Source organism: Burkholderia dolosa (genome assembly GCF_902499135.1).
GTDB classification, from domain to species: domain Bacteria; phylum Pseudomonadota; class Gammaproteobacteria; order Burkholderiales; family Burkholderiaceae; genus Burkholderia; species Burkholderia dolosa.
Genome location: NZ_CABVPR010000019.1, coordinates 1 through 15149 on the forward strand (window position 1 = coordinate 1; position 15149 = coordinate 15149).

Consider the following 15149-nt stretch of genomic DNA (forward strand, 5'->3'; position numbering starts at 1 on the left):
GAGGCCGGCTGGCCGGCCGTCGTCGCGGTGGTGCCGGCGCGCAACGAGGCCGACGTGATCGCGCGCGCGGCGACGTCGCTGCTCGAGCAGGACTATCCGGGCGACTTCCACCTGATCATCGTCGACGACCACAGCGACGACGGCACCGCCGACGCGGCCCGCGCGGCCGCGCTCGCGGCGAACCGCGCCGACCGCCTGACGGTGCTCGCGGCGAAGCCGCTGCCCGCCGGCTGGTCGGGCAAGGTGTGGGCGCAGTCGCAGGGCATCGCGGCCGTGCGCACGCTCGGCTTGCCGGCCGACTATCTGCTGCTGACCGATGCCGACATCGGCCATCCGCCGGATGCCGTCGCGCAGCTCGTCACGCGCGCGCAGGCGGAGAATCGCGATCTCGTGTCGCTGATGGTGCGGCTGCGCTGCGATTCGTTCTGGGAAAAGGCGCTGATCCCGGCGTTCGTGTTCTTCTTCGCGAAGCTGTACCCGTTTTCGTGGATCAACGATCCGCGCAACAAGACGGCCGGCGCGGCCGGCGGCTGCATGCTGGTGAAGCGCACCGCGCTCGAGGAGGCGGGCGGGATCGAGTCGATCCGCGGCGCGCTGATCGACGACTGCAGCCTCGCCGCGCAGATCAAGCATCGCGGCGGCGGCCGGCATCCGATTCGCCTGGACCTCGCCGAGCGCAGCGTGTCGCTGCGTCCGTACGACAGCTGGCGCGACATCTGGAACATGATCGCGCGCACCGCGTTCACGCAGCTCCGCTATTCGCCGTGGCTGCTTGCCGGCACGCTGCTCGGCATGACGATCATCTATCTGGTGCCGCCCGTCGCGGCGCTCGCGTACGGCGCGCGCGCGTGGCCGGCGTGGCTCGCGTGGGCGTCGATGTGCACCGCGTATGCGCCGATGCTGCGCTACTACCGCCGTTCGCCGCTGTGGGCGCCCGCGTTGCCGCTCGTCGCGCTGTTCTACGTCGGCGCGACGTTCGCGTCTGCGTGGCGGTACTGGCGCGGCAAGGGCGGCCAGTGGAAGGCGCGCGTGCAGGCGCCGGTCGAGCGCTGAGTTCCGTGCGGCACGGCGCGGTGATGCCGCGCCCGCCGCGGGTTTCATAGTCGCTGCACGTGAATCGCCGCGCGCGAAGCTCGCGTTTCGATCGCCGGAAAACGACACAGCCCGCAATCGGTGCAAGCCGATCGCGGGCTGTGTCGTTTCCGGCCGATGCGGGCGGCGTTACCGCTGCGTCAGCATCATGTACATCTGGATCACGACGTCCGGCGAGAACGTGAACGGCACCCAGCCGTAGCCGGTGTGGCGCGCGACGAGCAGACGGTCGCCGTTCGACTGCTTCTGCACGGCCATCATCGGGTTCTTCGTCGACACGAAGCGCCAGCCCGGCGGAATGCCCGGCGGCGGTTCCGGCTGCATCGACGCGCGCGCATGCGCGAGTTCCTCGATCAGCTGGCCGAGCTGTTCCGGATGCAGCGTGATCGATTCGCCGTTCACGGTCAGCGTGAGCTCGTTCTGCGACGGACGCGACACGTGCAGCGTCGATTTTTCCGCGGGCGCGTCGGCAGTTCCGGCGGCCGCGTCGGTTTGCGCCGTGTTGCCGGCTGCCGAAGCCGCCGTCGCGACGATCGCGGTTGCGGTGTCGCTCGCGGCTGCTGCTGCGACGGCGGCCGCGGGCGCGGACGCGTTGGCCGCCGCCGGCTCGACGACCTCCGCTGCGACGTCGGTGCCGTTCGTCTGCGTCGTCGCGGCTTCCTTCACGACGGCCTCGACCAGCGCCTCGGCCTCGGCGACGGCCTTCGCATGACGCTGCGCAGCCGCTTCGGCTTCCGCGATCGCTTCGGTATGGCGCTGCGTGATGGCCTCGGCCTGCGCGGTGGCGTCGGCGTGGCGCTGTGCGGCTGCGTCCGCTTCGGCGATCGCCTCCACGTAGCGCTTCGCGACCGCTTCCGCGTCGGCGGTCGCATCCGCGTGGCGCTTCGCGGCCGCTTCCGCTTCGGCAATCGCCTGCCGATGCCGCTGCGCGAGCGCCTCGGCTTCGGCGATCGCGGCCGCATGGCGCTGCGTCGCCGCTTCCGCTTCGGCGGTCGCTTCCGCATGACGCTTCGCCGCGGCTTCCGCTTCCGCCGCGGCTGCCGCGTGACGCTGCGCGGCCGCATCGGCTTCGTTCGCGGCGGCATGATGGCGCTGCGCGGCCGCTTCTGCTTCGGCGATCGCAGCCGCGTGGCGCTGCGATGCGGCTTCGGCATCCGCGTGACGCTGCGCGAGCGCTTCGGTCAGCGCGGTCGCTTCCGCGTGGCGCTGCACCGCGGCTTCGGCCTGCGCGGCGGCGGCGCGCGCGAACGCTTCCGCGCTGCGTGCCGCCTGCTGTGCGGCGTGGTGATCGTGGAGGAGCTGATCGACGCCCGCGTTCAGCGCGTCGATCTGATCGTTCAGGTTCATGCGTACTTTCTCTGCGTAAGACCCGCGATTTTACCCGCTGCGCCGGTGCCGGTTCGCGCGCGACGTGTAACAAAGTGCGCAGCGCGGCGCGCGGGGCGCCGCTTCGTGCTACTTCACGTAGCCGGCCGAACGGAACCAGTCGAGCGCGTCGCGCAGCCCTTCGCGGTACGGCCGCGCGCGGTAGCCGAGCTCGCGCTCGGCCTTCGCGGACGTGAAGTACATCTTGTTCTTCGACATCCGCAAACCGTCGACCGTGACGAACGGCTCCTTCTTGGTGAGCTTCGCGACGGCTTCCGCGCCGACCGCGAGCGGGTACAGCGGCCAGCGCGGCAGCGCGATCGTCGGCGCCTTGCGGCCGGTCATCTGCGCGATGTCGGCGAGCATCTGCTGCAGCGGCAGATTCTCGCCGCCGAGGATGTAGCGCTCGCCGATGCGGCCGCGCTCGAGCGCGAGGAAGTGGCCGTGCGCGACGTCGTCGACGTGCACGAGGTTCAGCCCCGTGTCGACGAACGCCGGAATCTTGCCGAGCGCGGCTTCGACGATGATGCGGCCCGTCGGCGTCGGTTTCACGTCGCGCGGGCCGATCGGCGTCGACGGATTGACGATCACGGCCGGCAGCCCTTCGTCGGCGATCATCCGCTCGACCGCGCGCTCGGCGAGCACCTTGCTGCGCTTGTATACGCCGATCGCGTGCTCGGGCGTGAGCGGGCGGTTCTCGTCGGCCGGGTCGCCGGCGCTCGTCACCTTCAGCGTCGCGACGCTGCTCGTGTAGACGATCCGTTCGACGCCTTCGGCGCGCGCCGCGCGCATCGTCGCGACCGCGCCTTCCAGATTCGCGCGCTCGATTTCGTGCGGATCGGGCGCCCACAGCCGGTAGTCGGCCGCCACGTGCAGCAGATAGCGCACGCCGCGCAGCGCGGCGCGCATCGACGCCTCGTCGCGCATGTCGCCGGTGACGATCTGCGCGTCGAGATCCGCGACGTTCGTGCGCGGGCTGGTCGGGCGCACGAGCACGCGTACCGCAAAGCCTTTCTGCTGCGCAATGCGCGCGACGGCCGAGCCGACGAAACCGGACGCGCCGGTGACGAGAACGAGATCGCGGGAGGTATCAGTCATGCCATTCCTTCTGGGCCGCGCGCGGGCCGCGCGGCGGTTGAGCGTCGGCGAGATTGTACGTGGTCGGCGTGCGCGGCGACGTACGTCGCGTACGTGGCGGAGCGCCCGCGGCCGCAGCTTCGCGCCGCCGCGCGACGAACGGCCGGCCGCATGTGAGAAGCCGCCGACGCGACTACAATGCCGGGCTTGAACGCAACCGGAGGGCTGGGCGATGAGCCGCAATGAACTGGACGAACGAATCGAGACCTACTACGTACGGGTGCGCGGCGTCGTGCAGGGCGTCGGCTTCCGTCATGCGACGGTGCGCGAGGCGCATGCGCTGAAGCTGCGCGGCTGGGTCGCGAATCTGGAAGACGGCAGCGTCGAGGCGATGATTCAGGGCCCGGCCGCGCAGATCGACCGGATGCTCGCGTGGCTGCGTCACGGGCCGCCGTCCGCGCGCGTCACGGAAGTGACGTTCGAGGAGCGGCCGATCGACAAGCGCTTCGAACGCTTCCAGCAGCAATAACACGACAACGAATCCATATGACGGGGTATCCGGAGGCCGGGCGCGGCATCTTGCTGTCGGCGACGGCGTCGACGATGTTCGCGCTGTTGTCCGTTTACGCGAAGCTGCTCGCGCCGCTCACGGGGCTCGACATCTTCGCGTGGCGCATATTGTGGACCGCGCCGGGCGCGCTCGCGCTGATCGCGTTGCGCGGCCGCTGGCCGGCGCTCGTCGCGCTCGTGTCGCGCAGCGTGCGGGACTGGCGTCTGCTGATCGCGCTGCCCGTGAGCGCCGAGCTGCTCGGACTGCAGCTGTGGCTGTTCCTGTGGGCGCCGCTGCACGGGCGCATGCTCGAAGTGTCGCTCGGCTATTTCCTGCTGCCGCTGACGATGGTGCTCGTCGGCCGCTTCTACTATCACGAACGGCTCGATCCGCTGCAGTGGGCGGCGGTCGCATGCGCGGCGCTCGGCGTCGCGCACGAGGTGTGGGCGACGCGCGCGTTCGCGTGGCCGACGCTCGTCGTCGCGCTCGGCTATCCGCCGTATTTCGTGCTGAGGCGCCGGATCAACGCCGATTCGCTCGCTGCGTTCGCACTCGAGATCGTGCTGCTGTGCCCGATCGCGCTCGCGATGGTCGCGACGAGCACGACGCAGATCGGCGATCGCCCGCTGCTGTGGGCGGCGCTGCTGCCGGGGCTCGGCGTGCTGAGCACCCTCGCGCTCGCGAGCTACCTGAAGGCGAGCCGGATGCTGCCGATGGCGTTGTTCGGGATCCTCGGCTATGTCGAGCCCGTGCTGCTCGTCGCGGTGTCGCTGCTGCTGCTCGGCGAGACGCTGACCGTCGCGCAGCTCGCGACGTACGGGCCGATCTGGATCGCCGTCGCGCTGACCGCATGGCACAGCGCGATGCTGATGCGACGTCTGCCGATGCGCGGATAAAGCCGCATCGCGGTTTGCGGCGCAAAGCAAGACGCGCGCCGCCCGCCCATCCGCATCGCATCGCGAGCGGATGCTGACCGCCAGCTGACGTCGCGCTGGCATCACGCTGTCGGGCCCATCCCACAAGGCTTTGCGGCCTGTCCCTTGTAATCGGACAGAAGATTCGGTTGCACTTTGTTACTTAGGGTATCCCCCGATCGGCCATTAGACTGATCTGACCGCTTTCCTTCGTATGCAGCTTTCCAATGAACGGTCATTTCCGTGCCGGGCCGGCCGGATGGGCGCGATGCGAGCATACGCGCATCGCTGCCGATCGCGCCGGCCGCCTTCCTTCCGCTCGTTCCATCGGCGCACGTCGCGCCGCCGTTGCGCAGGTGCCGCGATGCCGGTGAACGCATCGTCGTCCGTGCCGACGCGGGCGCCGCGCAGCGGCCGCCTGATCGAAGTCGATTTCTTCCGCGGGATCGTGCTGCTGATGATCGTCGTCGATCACATCGGCGCGAGCGTGCTGTCGCGCGTGACGCTGCACGCGTTCGCGCTGTGCGACGCAGCCGAAGTGTTCGTGTTTCTCGGCGGATTCGCGACGGCGAGCGCGTACGGCGCGATCGCCGAACGGCACGGCGCGCGCGCCGCGCAGCGGCGGTTCGTGCATCGCGCGATGCAGATCTATCGCGCGTTTCTCGCGACGTCGACGCTGATGCTCGTCGTGTCCGCGGTGCTGGACCACTACGGGATCGACGCGCCGAACCTCGCGCTCGACGACGTCAGCGTGATGCTCGCGTCGCCGCTCACCGGCCTTGCCGAACTGCTGACGTTCCAGCGCCAGCCGTATCTCGCGTCGGTGCTGCCGATGTACGTGCTGTTCGCGCTCGCGTCGCCAGTGATCGTGCCGTTCGCGCGCCGGCATCCGTGGCTGCTCGTCGCGTTCAGCGCGGCGTCGTGGATCGCCGCGAGCTGGCTCGGCCCCGAACTGCTCGACACCGACGGATTCCGGTGGAGCTTCAATCCGTTCGCGTGGCAGCTGATGTTCGTCGCCGGCGTGCTCGCGCGCTGCCAGCCGTTCTATCGGCGCGTCGCGCTCGGCCGATGGGGCGCGGCGGCAACCGGCGTCGCGTGCGCGATCGTGCTCGGCTGCGCGAGCTACAAGCTGTTCAGCGGGCTGCCGGTGCCCGAAGGCGTGTTCAAGCGCGATCTCGCGTTGCCGCGCATCGTGAGTTTCGCGGCGGTCGCGTGGCTGATGGCCGATTGCGTGCGCTACGGCTGGATCGCGCGGATCGCGCAGGCGGTGCGGCCCGTCGTCGCGGTCGGTCAGCGCGGGTTGATCTGCTTCGTCGCAGGCGCGGCGATCTCGCTCGTCATCGATTCGCTGCTGCATCCGGTCGCGCAGGGCGCCGCGTTGCGGCACGTCGGCGTGGGCCTCGCGGCCGACGCGTGCGCGCTCGGGCTGATGATCGCCGTCGCCGGTTCGGGAACGTGGATCGCGCGCTGGCGTGGTGCCGCCGCGTGAGCGGTGCGACGGCGACGCGCGTGCGGCACGTGACGTGCCGCGCGTCGTCAGTGAGGTGAGCCGATACGGGAGCGCGGGACGGAAGCGTCGTCGTCCGGTTCGGCGTCGTCGCGTTCGTCGGCGGCGCGCTCGTCCCGCTGCGCGAGCACCGCGTCGGCTTCGGCTGCCGCGCGCGCGGCGCGCAGCGCGGTGCAGCGCTGCGCATGGCGGATGTCCGACAGTATCCGCAGCAGCCGTGTCGTCTTGCTTTTCATGGTCTTCCCCCGCCAATGCGCAACTCGACGGCTGCGCGTCCTGCAACCAGTGTAGGACGCAACGGCGCAATCGCCAGGAGAATATGGCGTGCACGCCGCACGCCGCGGGGTAGTCTTACCGGGTCGCGACGGCCTGCGCATCCGGCGCTTCGTCGCGACGCTCGTCGACGCAGCGCTGATGCCGGCGCGACAGACGGTTCATCGTCGGCAGCAGCAGCAACGCGAGCAGCATGCCGATCGCGGCGAGCCAGCCGAGCTTTTCGAACAGCGACAGGTAGAGCGGCAGCGATTCGGTCGCCGGCAGTTCGTGCGACGGCATCTGCGCGAAGTTCGCGACGACGCTGCCGAGATACTGCGACACGCCCGTCGCGACGAAATACGCGCCCATCATGAAGCCGCTCATGCGCGCCGGCACGTAGCGCGCGACCATCGCGAGACCGAGGCCGCTGACCAGCAGTTCGCCGAGCGAGTACAGTCCGTAGCCCCACACCATGAACCACGACGACACGCGGCCGTCCACCGCATAGCGGCCGCTGATCGTGAACACCAGATAGCCGGCCGCGACCGCGCCGAAGCCGAGCGCGTACTTCGCGGCGACCGGCAGATCGCGGCCGCCCTTCGAGAACGCGTTGTAGATCCACACGAGCACCGGGCTCAGCAGCATGATCCAGATCGGGTTCAGCGCCTGGAACTGCGCGGCGCTCCATGTAAACAGCGTCGTGCCGAACACGATGAAGCGCGGATCGACGTTGCGCAGCGCGAACAGCGTCAGCGACGTCGACATCTGTACGTAGAAGATGAAGAACAGGATCACCTGGCCGGTCAGCACGAGCGCCGCGATCAGGCCCGCACGCTCCGAACGCTCCGACTTCACGATCATGTACGCGAAGATCGCGAGAATCGCGAACGCGGCGCCCCATACGCTCGCGACCGCGAGCTGCTTGTGCTGCAGCACATACAGCGTGATCAGCGCGAGCGCGACGCCGCCGGCCGCGACCGCACCGAGACGCTTCCAGCGGATCGGTTCGTCGTCGGGCTGCGAGCCGATGTGCGCGAGCGTGCGGTGCATCAGCATGAAGTTCAGGATCGCGAGCAGCATCCCGCCGCAGCAGACGGCGAACGCGGTGTGCCAGCCCCAGTGATCCTTGATCCACGGCGTCGCGAGCATCGACACGGTCGAGCCGATGTTGACCGCCATGTAGTAGATCGTGAACGCGCTGTCGATGCGCGCATCGTCGCCTTCGTAGATGCGGCGCACGAGGTTCGCCGCGTTGGCCTTGAACAGCCCGTTGCCGACGACGATCACGCCGAGCGACGCATACATGTATGCGAGCGCGTCGTTCGGCACCGCGAGCATCAGATAGCCGGCGGACAGCACGGCCGCGCCGATGATCATCGTGCGGCGCGCGCCGAGCACCTTGTCGCCGATCCAGCCGCCGATCGACGGCGACGCGTAGACGAGCGCGGTGAACGCGCCCCACGTGAGGTTCGCATGGCTGTCGGTGAAGCCGAGCCTGTCGACCATGAAGAGGACCAGGAGCGCGGCCATGCCGTAGTAGCCGAAGCGCTCCCACAATTCGATGAGGAAGACCGTCGTGAACGATCGGGTTTGTGAAACGGGTGCGTGCATCATCAATCTCGGTTGAAACGGACGGCGCGGATCGCGCGTCGCCTGGGGGTCGAACGGGGTGCCTCGAACGTCGGCCGGGTAGGCCGCTGCGCAAGGCGATGGCTACGGCCGGGCGGTCAGCCCGATGCGGGCTCGGACGCCGCCGCGACGGACGGCGCCGGCCCTCGACCGGCGCGCGGACGACAACGTTTGCCGGCCCGCTGCGTTTGCTTCGCGCCACATAGGGAAATTCCCGATATGGCAACAGCTTTCAGGAACATTTGTCTCATCATCTATTTGTAAACTTCGCTTCCAGCCTCCGCAAAATCCCGGAGAGCCGCTTGCAGCGTGCCTGTGAAGCCGGCGAGTCTGGCAAGATAGCGCGTCGTTTCGCTCGTGTCCGGCCCTGTTTAGTTGGCCGGACCGAACATCGAATCCGGGCGCGAACCCGAAGACTAAGCCATATCGATCTAACTTAGTTATTTTCCATCAAACAATTTTTGACGACCACTTTTCGGCCTGCTATGGTTCCCTCCACTGAAAACTCGCGGCCCGCAGACGCTGCCGCAGCACTGGGCGGCAAGATCCGCGCGTTGCGCCAGCGACTCAAGCGCACGCTCGACGAAACCGCTACCGCCGCGGGGATTTCGAAACCGTTTCTGTCACAGGTCGAACGCGGGCTCGCGTCGCCGTCGCTGACGTCGCTGGCCGGTATCGCCCATGCGCTCGGCGTGACGGTTCAGTACTTCGTGGACACGCCGAGCGAGGAACGCTCGGTGTGCCGGGGCGAGCAGTTGCGCTTCTTCGGGTTCGCCGATTCGGCGAACCTGTTCGCGAGGCTGACGAACGTGTCCGAAGGGCGTCAGCTCGAGGCGATCCTCGTGCGGATGCCGCCGGGGCAGAAGCGGTCGGAAGTGACGACGCATGCAGGGGAGGAGTTCCTGTATGTGATTGAAGGGGAAGTGTCGCTGACGCTGGAAGGCAAGACGTTCGTCCTGCAGGCCGGCGACAGTTCGCACTATCAGTCGACGGTCCCGCACAGCTGGGTCAACACCGCGAAGATCGAGTCGGTGGTGGTCTGGGTCGGCACGCCGCGGCTGTTCTAACGCACGGGTATTCCTTCGTTTCCAGGACGGGGATACCTGTCGAAAGAAACGTAAGGAATACTGAGATGCAATACGAGAATCACGGGCCTCCTCACTCGCTGCACCCGTCAGCGTCTCACGCGTAATCCGCGGCGTTCGCCGCGCGACGCTCACCGAACCACTTTCTCAAGACTGCCACGATGAAATCCTTGCATGCCATGTCGGCCGTGCTGGCCGCGCTCGTCCTGACGACGCCCGCCGCGCGCGCCGTTACCGTCCCGTCGAACGTCACGCTCGCGCCGCAACAGGACCTGACGCGCCAGGTGCCGGCCGAAGTCGAGTCGCTCGATCCCGCGCACATCGAATCGTGGACCGGCAACACGATCGGCCTCGACCTGTTCGAAGGGCTCGCGCGTATCGATGCGGCCGGGCAGCTCGTGCCGGGCGTCGCGCTGTCGTGGGAGCGCAAGACGCCGCAGACGTGGATCTTCAAGCTCCGCCGCGATGCGAAGTGGAGCAACGGCCAGCCGGTGACGGCCGCCGATTTCGTCTATTCGTGGCAGCGCCTCGTCGATCCGAAGACAGGCTCGAAGTACACGATCCTCGTCGAGTTCGTGAAGAACTCGAAGGACATCATCGCGGGCAAGGCCGCGCCGTCGACGCTCGGCGTGCGCGCGGTCGACCCGTACACGCTCGAGGTCACGACCGACGTGCCGGTCGCGTTCTTCCCCGAGCTCACCGCGATGGCGCCGCTCGCGCCGGTGAACAAGGACGTCGTCGCGAAGTTCGGCGACGCATGGACGCGCCCCGGCAACATCGTCAGCAACGGTGCGTATCAGCTCGTCGACTGGCAGCCGAACAACCGCATCGTGATCGCGAAGGACGCGAAGTACTGGAACGCGCCGAAGGTCGTGATCAACAAGGTCACGTACCTGCCGATCGAGAGCGACGAAACCGCGATGCGCATGTACCAGGCCGGGCAGATCGACTACAGCTATTCGATTCCGTCGGGGATTTTCCAGCAGGTCAGCAAGCAGTTCGGCAGCGAACTGCGCCCGGGCCTGCAGCTCGCGACGTACTACTACTACCTGAACAACAGCGATCCGGCGCTGAAGGACAAGCGCGTGCGTCAGGCGCTGTCGATGGTCATCGATCGCGACGTGCTGACGTCGAAGCTCACGCAGGCGGGCGAGAAGCCGATGTACGGGCTGATGCCGAACGGCACGAAGGGCGTGCAGCCGTTCACGCCGGAATGGGCGTCGTGGCCGATGGCCAGACGCGTCGAGACCGCGAAGAATCTGCTGAAGCAGGCCGGCTATTCGGACGCGAAGCCGCTGTCGTTCACGCTCACGTACAACACCAACGATCTGCACAAGAAGGTCGCGCTGTTCGCCGCATCGGAATGGCGCACGAAGCTCGGCATCAACACGAAGCTCGAGAACGTCGAGTTCAAGGTGCTGATGAAGGAGCGCCACGACGGCAAGGTGCAGATCGCGCGCGACGGCTGGTTCGCCGACTACAACGACGCGATGACGTTCTTCGACCTGATCCGCTGCGGCAGCTCGCAGAACACCGTCGGCTACTGCAACAAGCAGGTCGATACGCTCGTCGACGACGGCAACCAGAAGCTCGACGACAGCGCGCGCGCGGCGCTGCTCACGCAGGCGCACGATGCCGCGATGAAGGACACGCCGATGGTGCCGCTGTTCCAGTATTCGGCCGATCGTCTCGTGAAGCCGTACGTCGGCGGCTACTCGCTGAAGAACGTGATCGACATGCGCGCTTCGCAGGACATGTACCTGATCAAGCACTGAGCGGAGCGATCATGCTGGCCTACGCCTTGAGGCGCACGTTGTGGGCGGTGCCGACGATCCTCGCGGTCGTCACCGTCTGCTACCTGCTGCTGCACTTCACGCCCGGCGGCCCGTTCGATACGGAAAAGCAGCTGTCCGCGGCGACGCTCGCGAACCTGAACGCGAAGTACCACCTCGACGAGCCGCTGTGGAAGCAGTACCTGCTGTATCTCGGCTCGCTGCTGCGCGGCGATCTCGGTCCGTCGTTCCGCTACGTCGACTGGTCGGTCAACGATCTCGTGAAGCGCGCGCTGCCCGTGAGCCTCGGCGTGGGCGGCGTGTCGATTCCGGTGTCGATCGTGCTCGGCGTGCTGCTCGGGACGGTCGCGGCCGTGCGCCGCGACAGCGTGATCGATCGCTTCGTGATGCTGATCGGCAACTTCGGCAACGTCGTGCCGCCGTTCGTCCTCGGTCCCGTGCTCGTGTGGATCTTCGCGATCCTGCTGAAGACGTCGGCCGGCAACGGCTGGCTGCCGGCGGGCGGCTGGGGCGACGGCGGCTGGCAGTACCGGCTGCTGCCGATCGTGCTGCTGACCTTCATCAACGTGTCGCTGCTCGCGCGCGTGATGCGCGGCTCGATGATCGAGACGCTGTCGAGCAACTACATCCGCACCGCGCGCGCGAAGGGCCTGCCGGGCTCGACGATCGTGCTGCGCCACGCGCTGAAGCCGGCGCTGATGCCGGTCGTGTCGCTGTTCGGCACGGTATGCATCACGTCGATCACCGCGGCGGTCGTCACCGAATCGGTGTTCGCGCTGCCGGGACTCGGGCAGCTCGTCGTGAACGGCGCGATCAACCGCGACTACACGCTGGTGCTCGGCCTCGTCGTGCTGACGACCGTCTGCGCGGTGCTGTTCAACCTGCTGGTCGACCTCGCGTATGCGTGGCTCGATCCGCGCATCCGTTACTGAGCGAGGCGCAGCGATGATTCCGACCACTCCCGCCGTCGGTCTGCCCGTGCCGACCGACACGCCGCCGCGTTCGCGCTCGCCGCTCGCGCTCGCGTTCGCGCGCTTCCTGCACAACCGCGCGGCGCTGTTCAGCCTCGTGCTGCTCGCGCTGATCACGCTCGCGTGTTTCGCCGGTCCGTGGCTGCTCGCGGCCGACCCCGCCGCGAGCGACTGGGCGTCGATCAGCCTGCCGCCGACGCTCGCGAACCAGCACTGGTTCGGCACCGACGAACTCGGCCGCGACCTGCTCGTGCGCACGCTGATCGGCGGACGCGTATCGATCGAGGTCGGCCTGCTCGGCACGCTCGTGTCGGGCCTGTTCGGCGTCGCGTGGGGCGCGACCGCGGGCTTCGCCGGCGGCCGCGTCGACGCGGTGATGATGCGCATCGTCGACATGATGTACGCGATTCCGTACCTGCTGATCGCGATCCTGATGATGACGCTGTTCGGCCGCTCGTTCATGCTCGTCGTGCTGACGATCAGCGCGTTCTCGTGGATCGACATGGCGCGTGTCGTGCGCGGTCAGACGCTGTCGCTGCGCAACCGCGAGTTCGTCGATGCGGCGCGCGCGATCGGCGTGTCGCCCGCATCGATCGTGCGGCGTCACGTCGTGCCGAATCTGCTCGGCGTCGTCGTGGTGTACGCAACCGTTTCGGTGCCCAACATCGTGCTGACCGAATCGGTGCTGTCGTTCCTCGGCCTCGGCGTGCAGGAGCCGATGACGAGCTGGGGCGTGCTGATCCAGGACGGCGCGCAGAAGCTCGAATCGATGCCGTGGCTGCTGCTGTGTCCCGCCGTCATGCTGTGCGTGACGCTCTATTGCGTGAATTTCGTCGGCGACGGCCTGCGGGATGCGCTCGACCCGAAGGACCGTTGAAATGGCTGCACTGCTGGAAGTCGACAACCTCGGCGTGCGCTTCACGCGCAAGGACGCGTCGCCGATCGACGCCGTGAGCGGCGTGTCGTTCTCGCTCGAAGCCGGCAAGACGCTCGGCATCGTCGGCGAATCGGGGTCCGGCAAGAGCCAGACCGTGATGGCGCTGCTCGGGCTGCTCGCCGCGAACGGCACGACGAGCGGCGCTGCCCGCTATCGCGGCGCGAACCTCCTCGAGATGGACACGCGCGCGCTGAACGCGGTACGCGGCGACCGGATCGCGATGATCTTCCAGGATCCGATGACGTCGCTCAATCCGTTCCTGACGATCGAGCGGCAGATGACCGAGACGCTGCAGCTGCATCGCAAGCTGTCGCGCAAGGAAGCGACGAAGCGCGCGATCGACGCGCTCGAATCGGTGCGCATTCCGGACGCCGCACGGCGCATCCGCATGTATCCGCACGAGTTCTCCGGCGGGATGCGGCAGCGCGTGATGATCGCGATGGCGCTGCTGTCCGAACCGGAAATCCTGATCGCCGACGAGCCGACCACCGCGCTCGACGTGACGGTGCAGGCGCAGATCATCGACCTGCTGCGCGAGCTGAACCGCGAACGCGGCACCGCGATCGTGCTGATCACGCACGACATGGGCGTGGTCGCGGGCCTCGCGGACGACGTGATGGTCATGTATGCGGGTCGCACGGTCGAATACGCGCCGGCCGATTCGATCTTCGCCGCGCCGTCGCATCCGTACACGATCGGCCTGCTCAACGCGCTGCCGCGGCTCACCGACGCCGACGACGCGCCGCTCGTCGCGATTCCCGGCAACCCGCCGTTGCCCGGCAGCGCGCCGGCCGGCTGCGCGTTCGCGAAGCGCTGCACGTACGCGCAGCCGCATTGCGATACCGCGCGCCCGGTACTCGAAACCTACGGCGCCGCGGGCGCGGTGCGCGCATGCCACCGGCCGGCCGCCGATCTGACCGGAGGGCTGCGATGAGCGTCGATCAACGTCGCGATACCGGCGCGGCGAGCGACACGCTGCTGGCCGTCGACGATCTGAAGGTGCATTTCCGCGTGCCGCTCGGCGGCTATCCGTGGTCGCCGAAGGGCACGCTTCGCGCAGTCGACGGCGTGTCGTTCGACGTGAAGCGCGGCGAGACGGTCGGGCTCGTCGGCGAATCGGGATGCGGGAAATCGACGCTCGCGCGCGCGCTGATCGGCCTCGTGCCGACGACGGCGGGCACCGTGCGCTGGCGGGGCGAAGCGGTCGCACCGGAGCGGCTGCGCGGCAGCGCGATGCGGCGCGAAGTGCAGATGATCTTCCAGGATCCGCTCGCGTCGCTCGATCCGCGGATGACGATCGAGCAGATCGTCGCGGAGCCGCTCGTCACGCATCACGCGGGCATCGGCCGTACCGAAGTGCGCCGTCGCGTGGTCGCGATGCTCGAGCGCGTCGGGCTGAACGCGCATCACCTGCTCCGTTATCCGCACGAATTCTCCGGCGGGCAGTGCCAGCGCGTCGGTATTGCGCGCGCGCTGATCGGCGAGCCGAAGCTCGTGATCTGCGACGAGCCCGTGTCCGCGCTCGACGTGTCGATCCAGGCGCAGATCGTGAATCTGCTGCGCGATCTGCAGCGCGAGCTGTCGCTGTCCTATCTGTTCGTCGCGCACGATCTGGCGGTGGTCAAGGCGATCAGCCGGCGCGTGCTCGTGATGTATCTCGGCCGCGTGATGGAGTTCGGCGCGCGGCACGACGTGTACGGCGCGCCGCAGCACCCGTACACGCGGGCGCTGCTCGATGCGGCGCCGACGCCGGAGCCGGCGCGCGAGCGCAGCCGCCGTCCGATGCTGCTCGCGGGCGAGATGCCGTCGCCGCTGAATCCGCCGTCGGGCTGTGCGTTCCGTACGCGCTGCCCGATCGCGATCGATGCGTGCGCGCAGCACGTGCCGCGGCCGGAAGTGCGGCACGGTTCGGCCGCGCGCGTCGCGTGCATCCGCGCGGGCGAGGCGGCGTTCGACGTGACGCATCAAACATAA

General features: G+C 68.2%; 14 protein-coding genes. 10 read left to right on the forward strand and 4 right to left on the reverse strand.

Translation table 11 applies throughout. The features are described 5' to 3' along the window. A partial coding sequence (locus tag BUB20358_RS10925) for a glycosyltransferase (protein WP_174905071.1) occupies window positions 1–1053 on the forward strand: 1053 nt, incomplete at its 5' end. Window positions 1054–1221: 168 nt separating this feature from the next. On the opposite strand, the gene BUB20358_RS10930 is transcribed toward BUB20358_RS10925, so the two are convergent. Continuing rightward, the gene (locus tag BUB20358_RS10930; protein WP_174905072.1) at window positions 1222–2439 is read right to left on the reverse strand and encodes a phage tail protein; all 1218 of its coding nucleotides are present in this window, start codon (window positions 2437–2439) and stop codon (window positions 1222–1224) included. A 108-nt stretch (window positions 2440–2547) separates the two neighbouring features. Further along, entirely contained in the window at window positions 2548–3555 is a 1008-nt protein-coding gene (hpnA, locus tag BUB20358_RS10935) for a hopanoid-associated sugar epimerase (protein ID WP_006766640.1), read from the reverse strand. Window positions 3556–3766: 211 nt separating this feature from the next. On the opposite strand from hpnA, the gene BUB20358_RS10940 reads away from it, so the two are divergent. The 3 genes from BUB20358_RS10940 to BUB20358_RS10950 all read left to right on the forward strand — a co-directional run bounded on the left by BUB20358_RS10940 (window position 3767) and on the right by BUB20358_RS10950 (window position 6487). After that, window positions 3767–4063 carry an acylphosphatase gene (locus BUB20358_RS10940; RefSeq protein WP_006766639.1) on the forward strand — a complete coding sequence of 99 codons (297 nt, stop codon included), beginning with the start codon at window positions 3767–3769 and terminating at the stop codon, window positions 4061–4063. A gap of 17 nt (window positions 4064–4080) precedes the next feature. Next, complete coding sequence (gene rarD / locus BUB20358_RS10945) at window positions 4081–4980, forward strand: EamA family transporter RarD (RefSeq protein ID WP_006766638.1); 900 nt, start codon at window positions 4081–4083, stop codon at window positions 4978–4980. A 382-nt stretch (window positions 4981–5362) separates the two neighbouring features. Beyond that, window positions 5363–6487: an OpgC domain-containing protein gene (locus BUB20358_RS10950; protein ID WP_035975396.1), complete on the forward strand. Its 1125-nt coding sequence runs from the start codon at window positions 5363–5365 to the stop codon at window positions 6485–6487. Between the two features lie 47 nt (window positions 6488–6534). On the opposite strand, the gene BUB20358_RS10955 is transcribed toward BUB20358_RS10950, so the two are convergent. Further along, on the reverse strand, window positions 6535–6741 hold the full coding sequence (locus BUB20358_RS10955) for a hypothetical protein (RefSeq protein WP_035974734.1): 207 nt from the start codon (window positions 6739–6741) through the stop codon (window positions 6535–6537). Window positions 6742–6856: 115 nt separating this feature from the next. Next, entirely contained in the window at window positions 6857–8374 is a 1518-nt protein-coding gene (locus tag BUB20358_RS10960; protein WP_035974731.1) for a peptide MFS transporter, read from the reverse strand. Window positions 8375–8874: 500 nt separating this feature from the next. Here BUB20358_RS10960 and BUB20358_RS10965 point away from each other — a divergent pair, with 500 nt between their 5' ends. The 6 genes from BUB20358_RS10965 to BUB20358_RS10990 all read left to right on the forward strand — a co-directional run bounded on the left by BUB20358_RS10965 (window position 8875) and on the right by BUB20358_RS10990 (window position 15149). Then, on the forward strand, window positions 8875–9456 hold the full coding sequence (locus BUB20358_RS10965) for a cupin domain-containing protein (RefSeq protein WP_035974729.1): 582 nt from the start codon (window positions 8875–8877) through the stop codon (window positions 9454–9456). Between the two features lie 179 nt (window positions 9457–9635). After that, the gene (locus BUB20358_RS10970; RefSeq protein WP_006766634.1) at window positions 9636–11249 is read left to right on the forward strand and encodes a peptide ABC transporter substrate-binding protein; all 1614 of its coding nucleotides are present in this window, start codon (window positions 9636–9638) and stop codon (window positions 11247–11249) included. An 11-nt stretch (window positions 11250–11260) separates the two neighbouring features. Further along, on the forward strand, window positions 11261–12199 hold the full coding sequence (locus BUB20358_RS10975) for an ABC transporter permease subunit (protein ID WP_006766633.1): 939 nt from the start codon (window positions 11261–11263) through the stop codon (window positions 12197–12199). Window positions 12200–12212: 13 nt separating this feature from the next. Continuing rightward, window positions 12213–13115 carry an ABC transporter permease gene (locus BUB20358_RS10980; RefSeq protein WP_006766632.1) on the forward strand — a complete coding sequence of 301 codons (903 nt, stop codon included), beginning with the start codon at window positions 12213–12215 and terminating at the stop codon, window positions 13113–13115. Window position 13116: 1 nt separating this feature from the next. After that, window positions 13117–14109, forward strand: coding sequence for an ABC transporter ATP-binding protein (locus BUB20358_RS10985; RefSeq protein ID WP_006766631.1), 993 nt, complete (start codon window positions 13117–13119; stop codon window positions 14107–14109). Continuing rightward, on the forward strand, window positions 14106–15149 hold the full coding sequence (locus BUB20358_RS10990; RefSeq protein ID WP_035974726.1) for an ABC transporter ATP-binding protein: 1044 nt from the start codon (window positions 14106–14108) through the stop codon (window positions 15147–15149). The genes BUB20358_RS10985 and BUB20358_RS10990 overlap by 4 nt, the downstream gene beginning before the upstream one ends.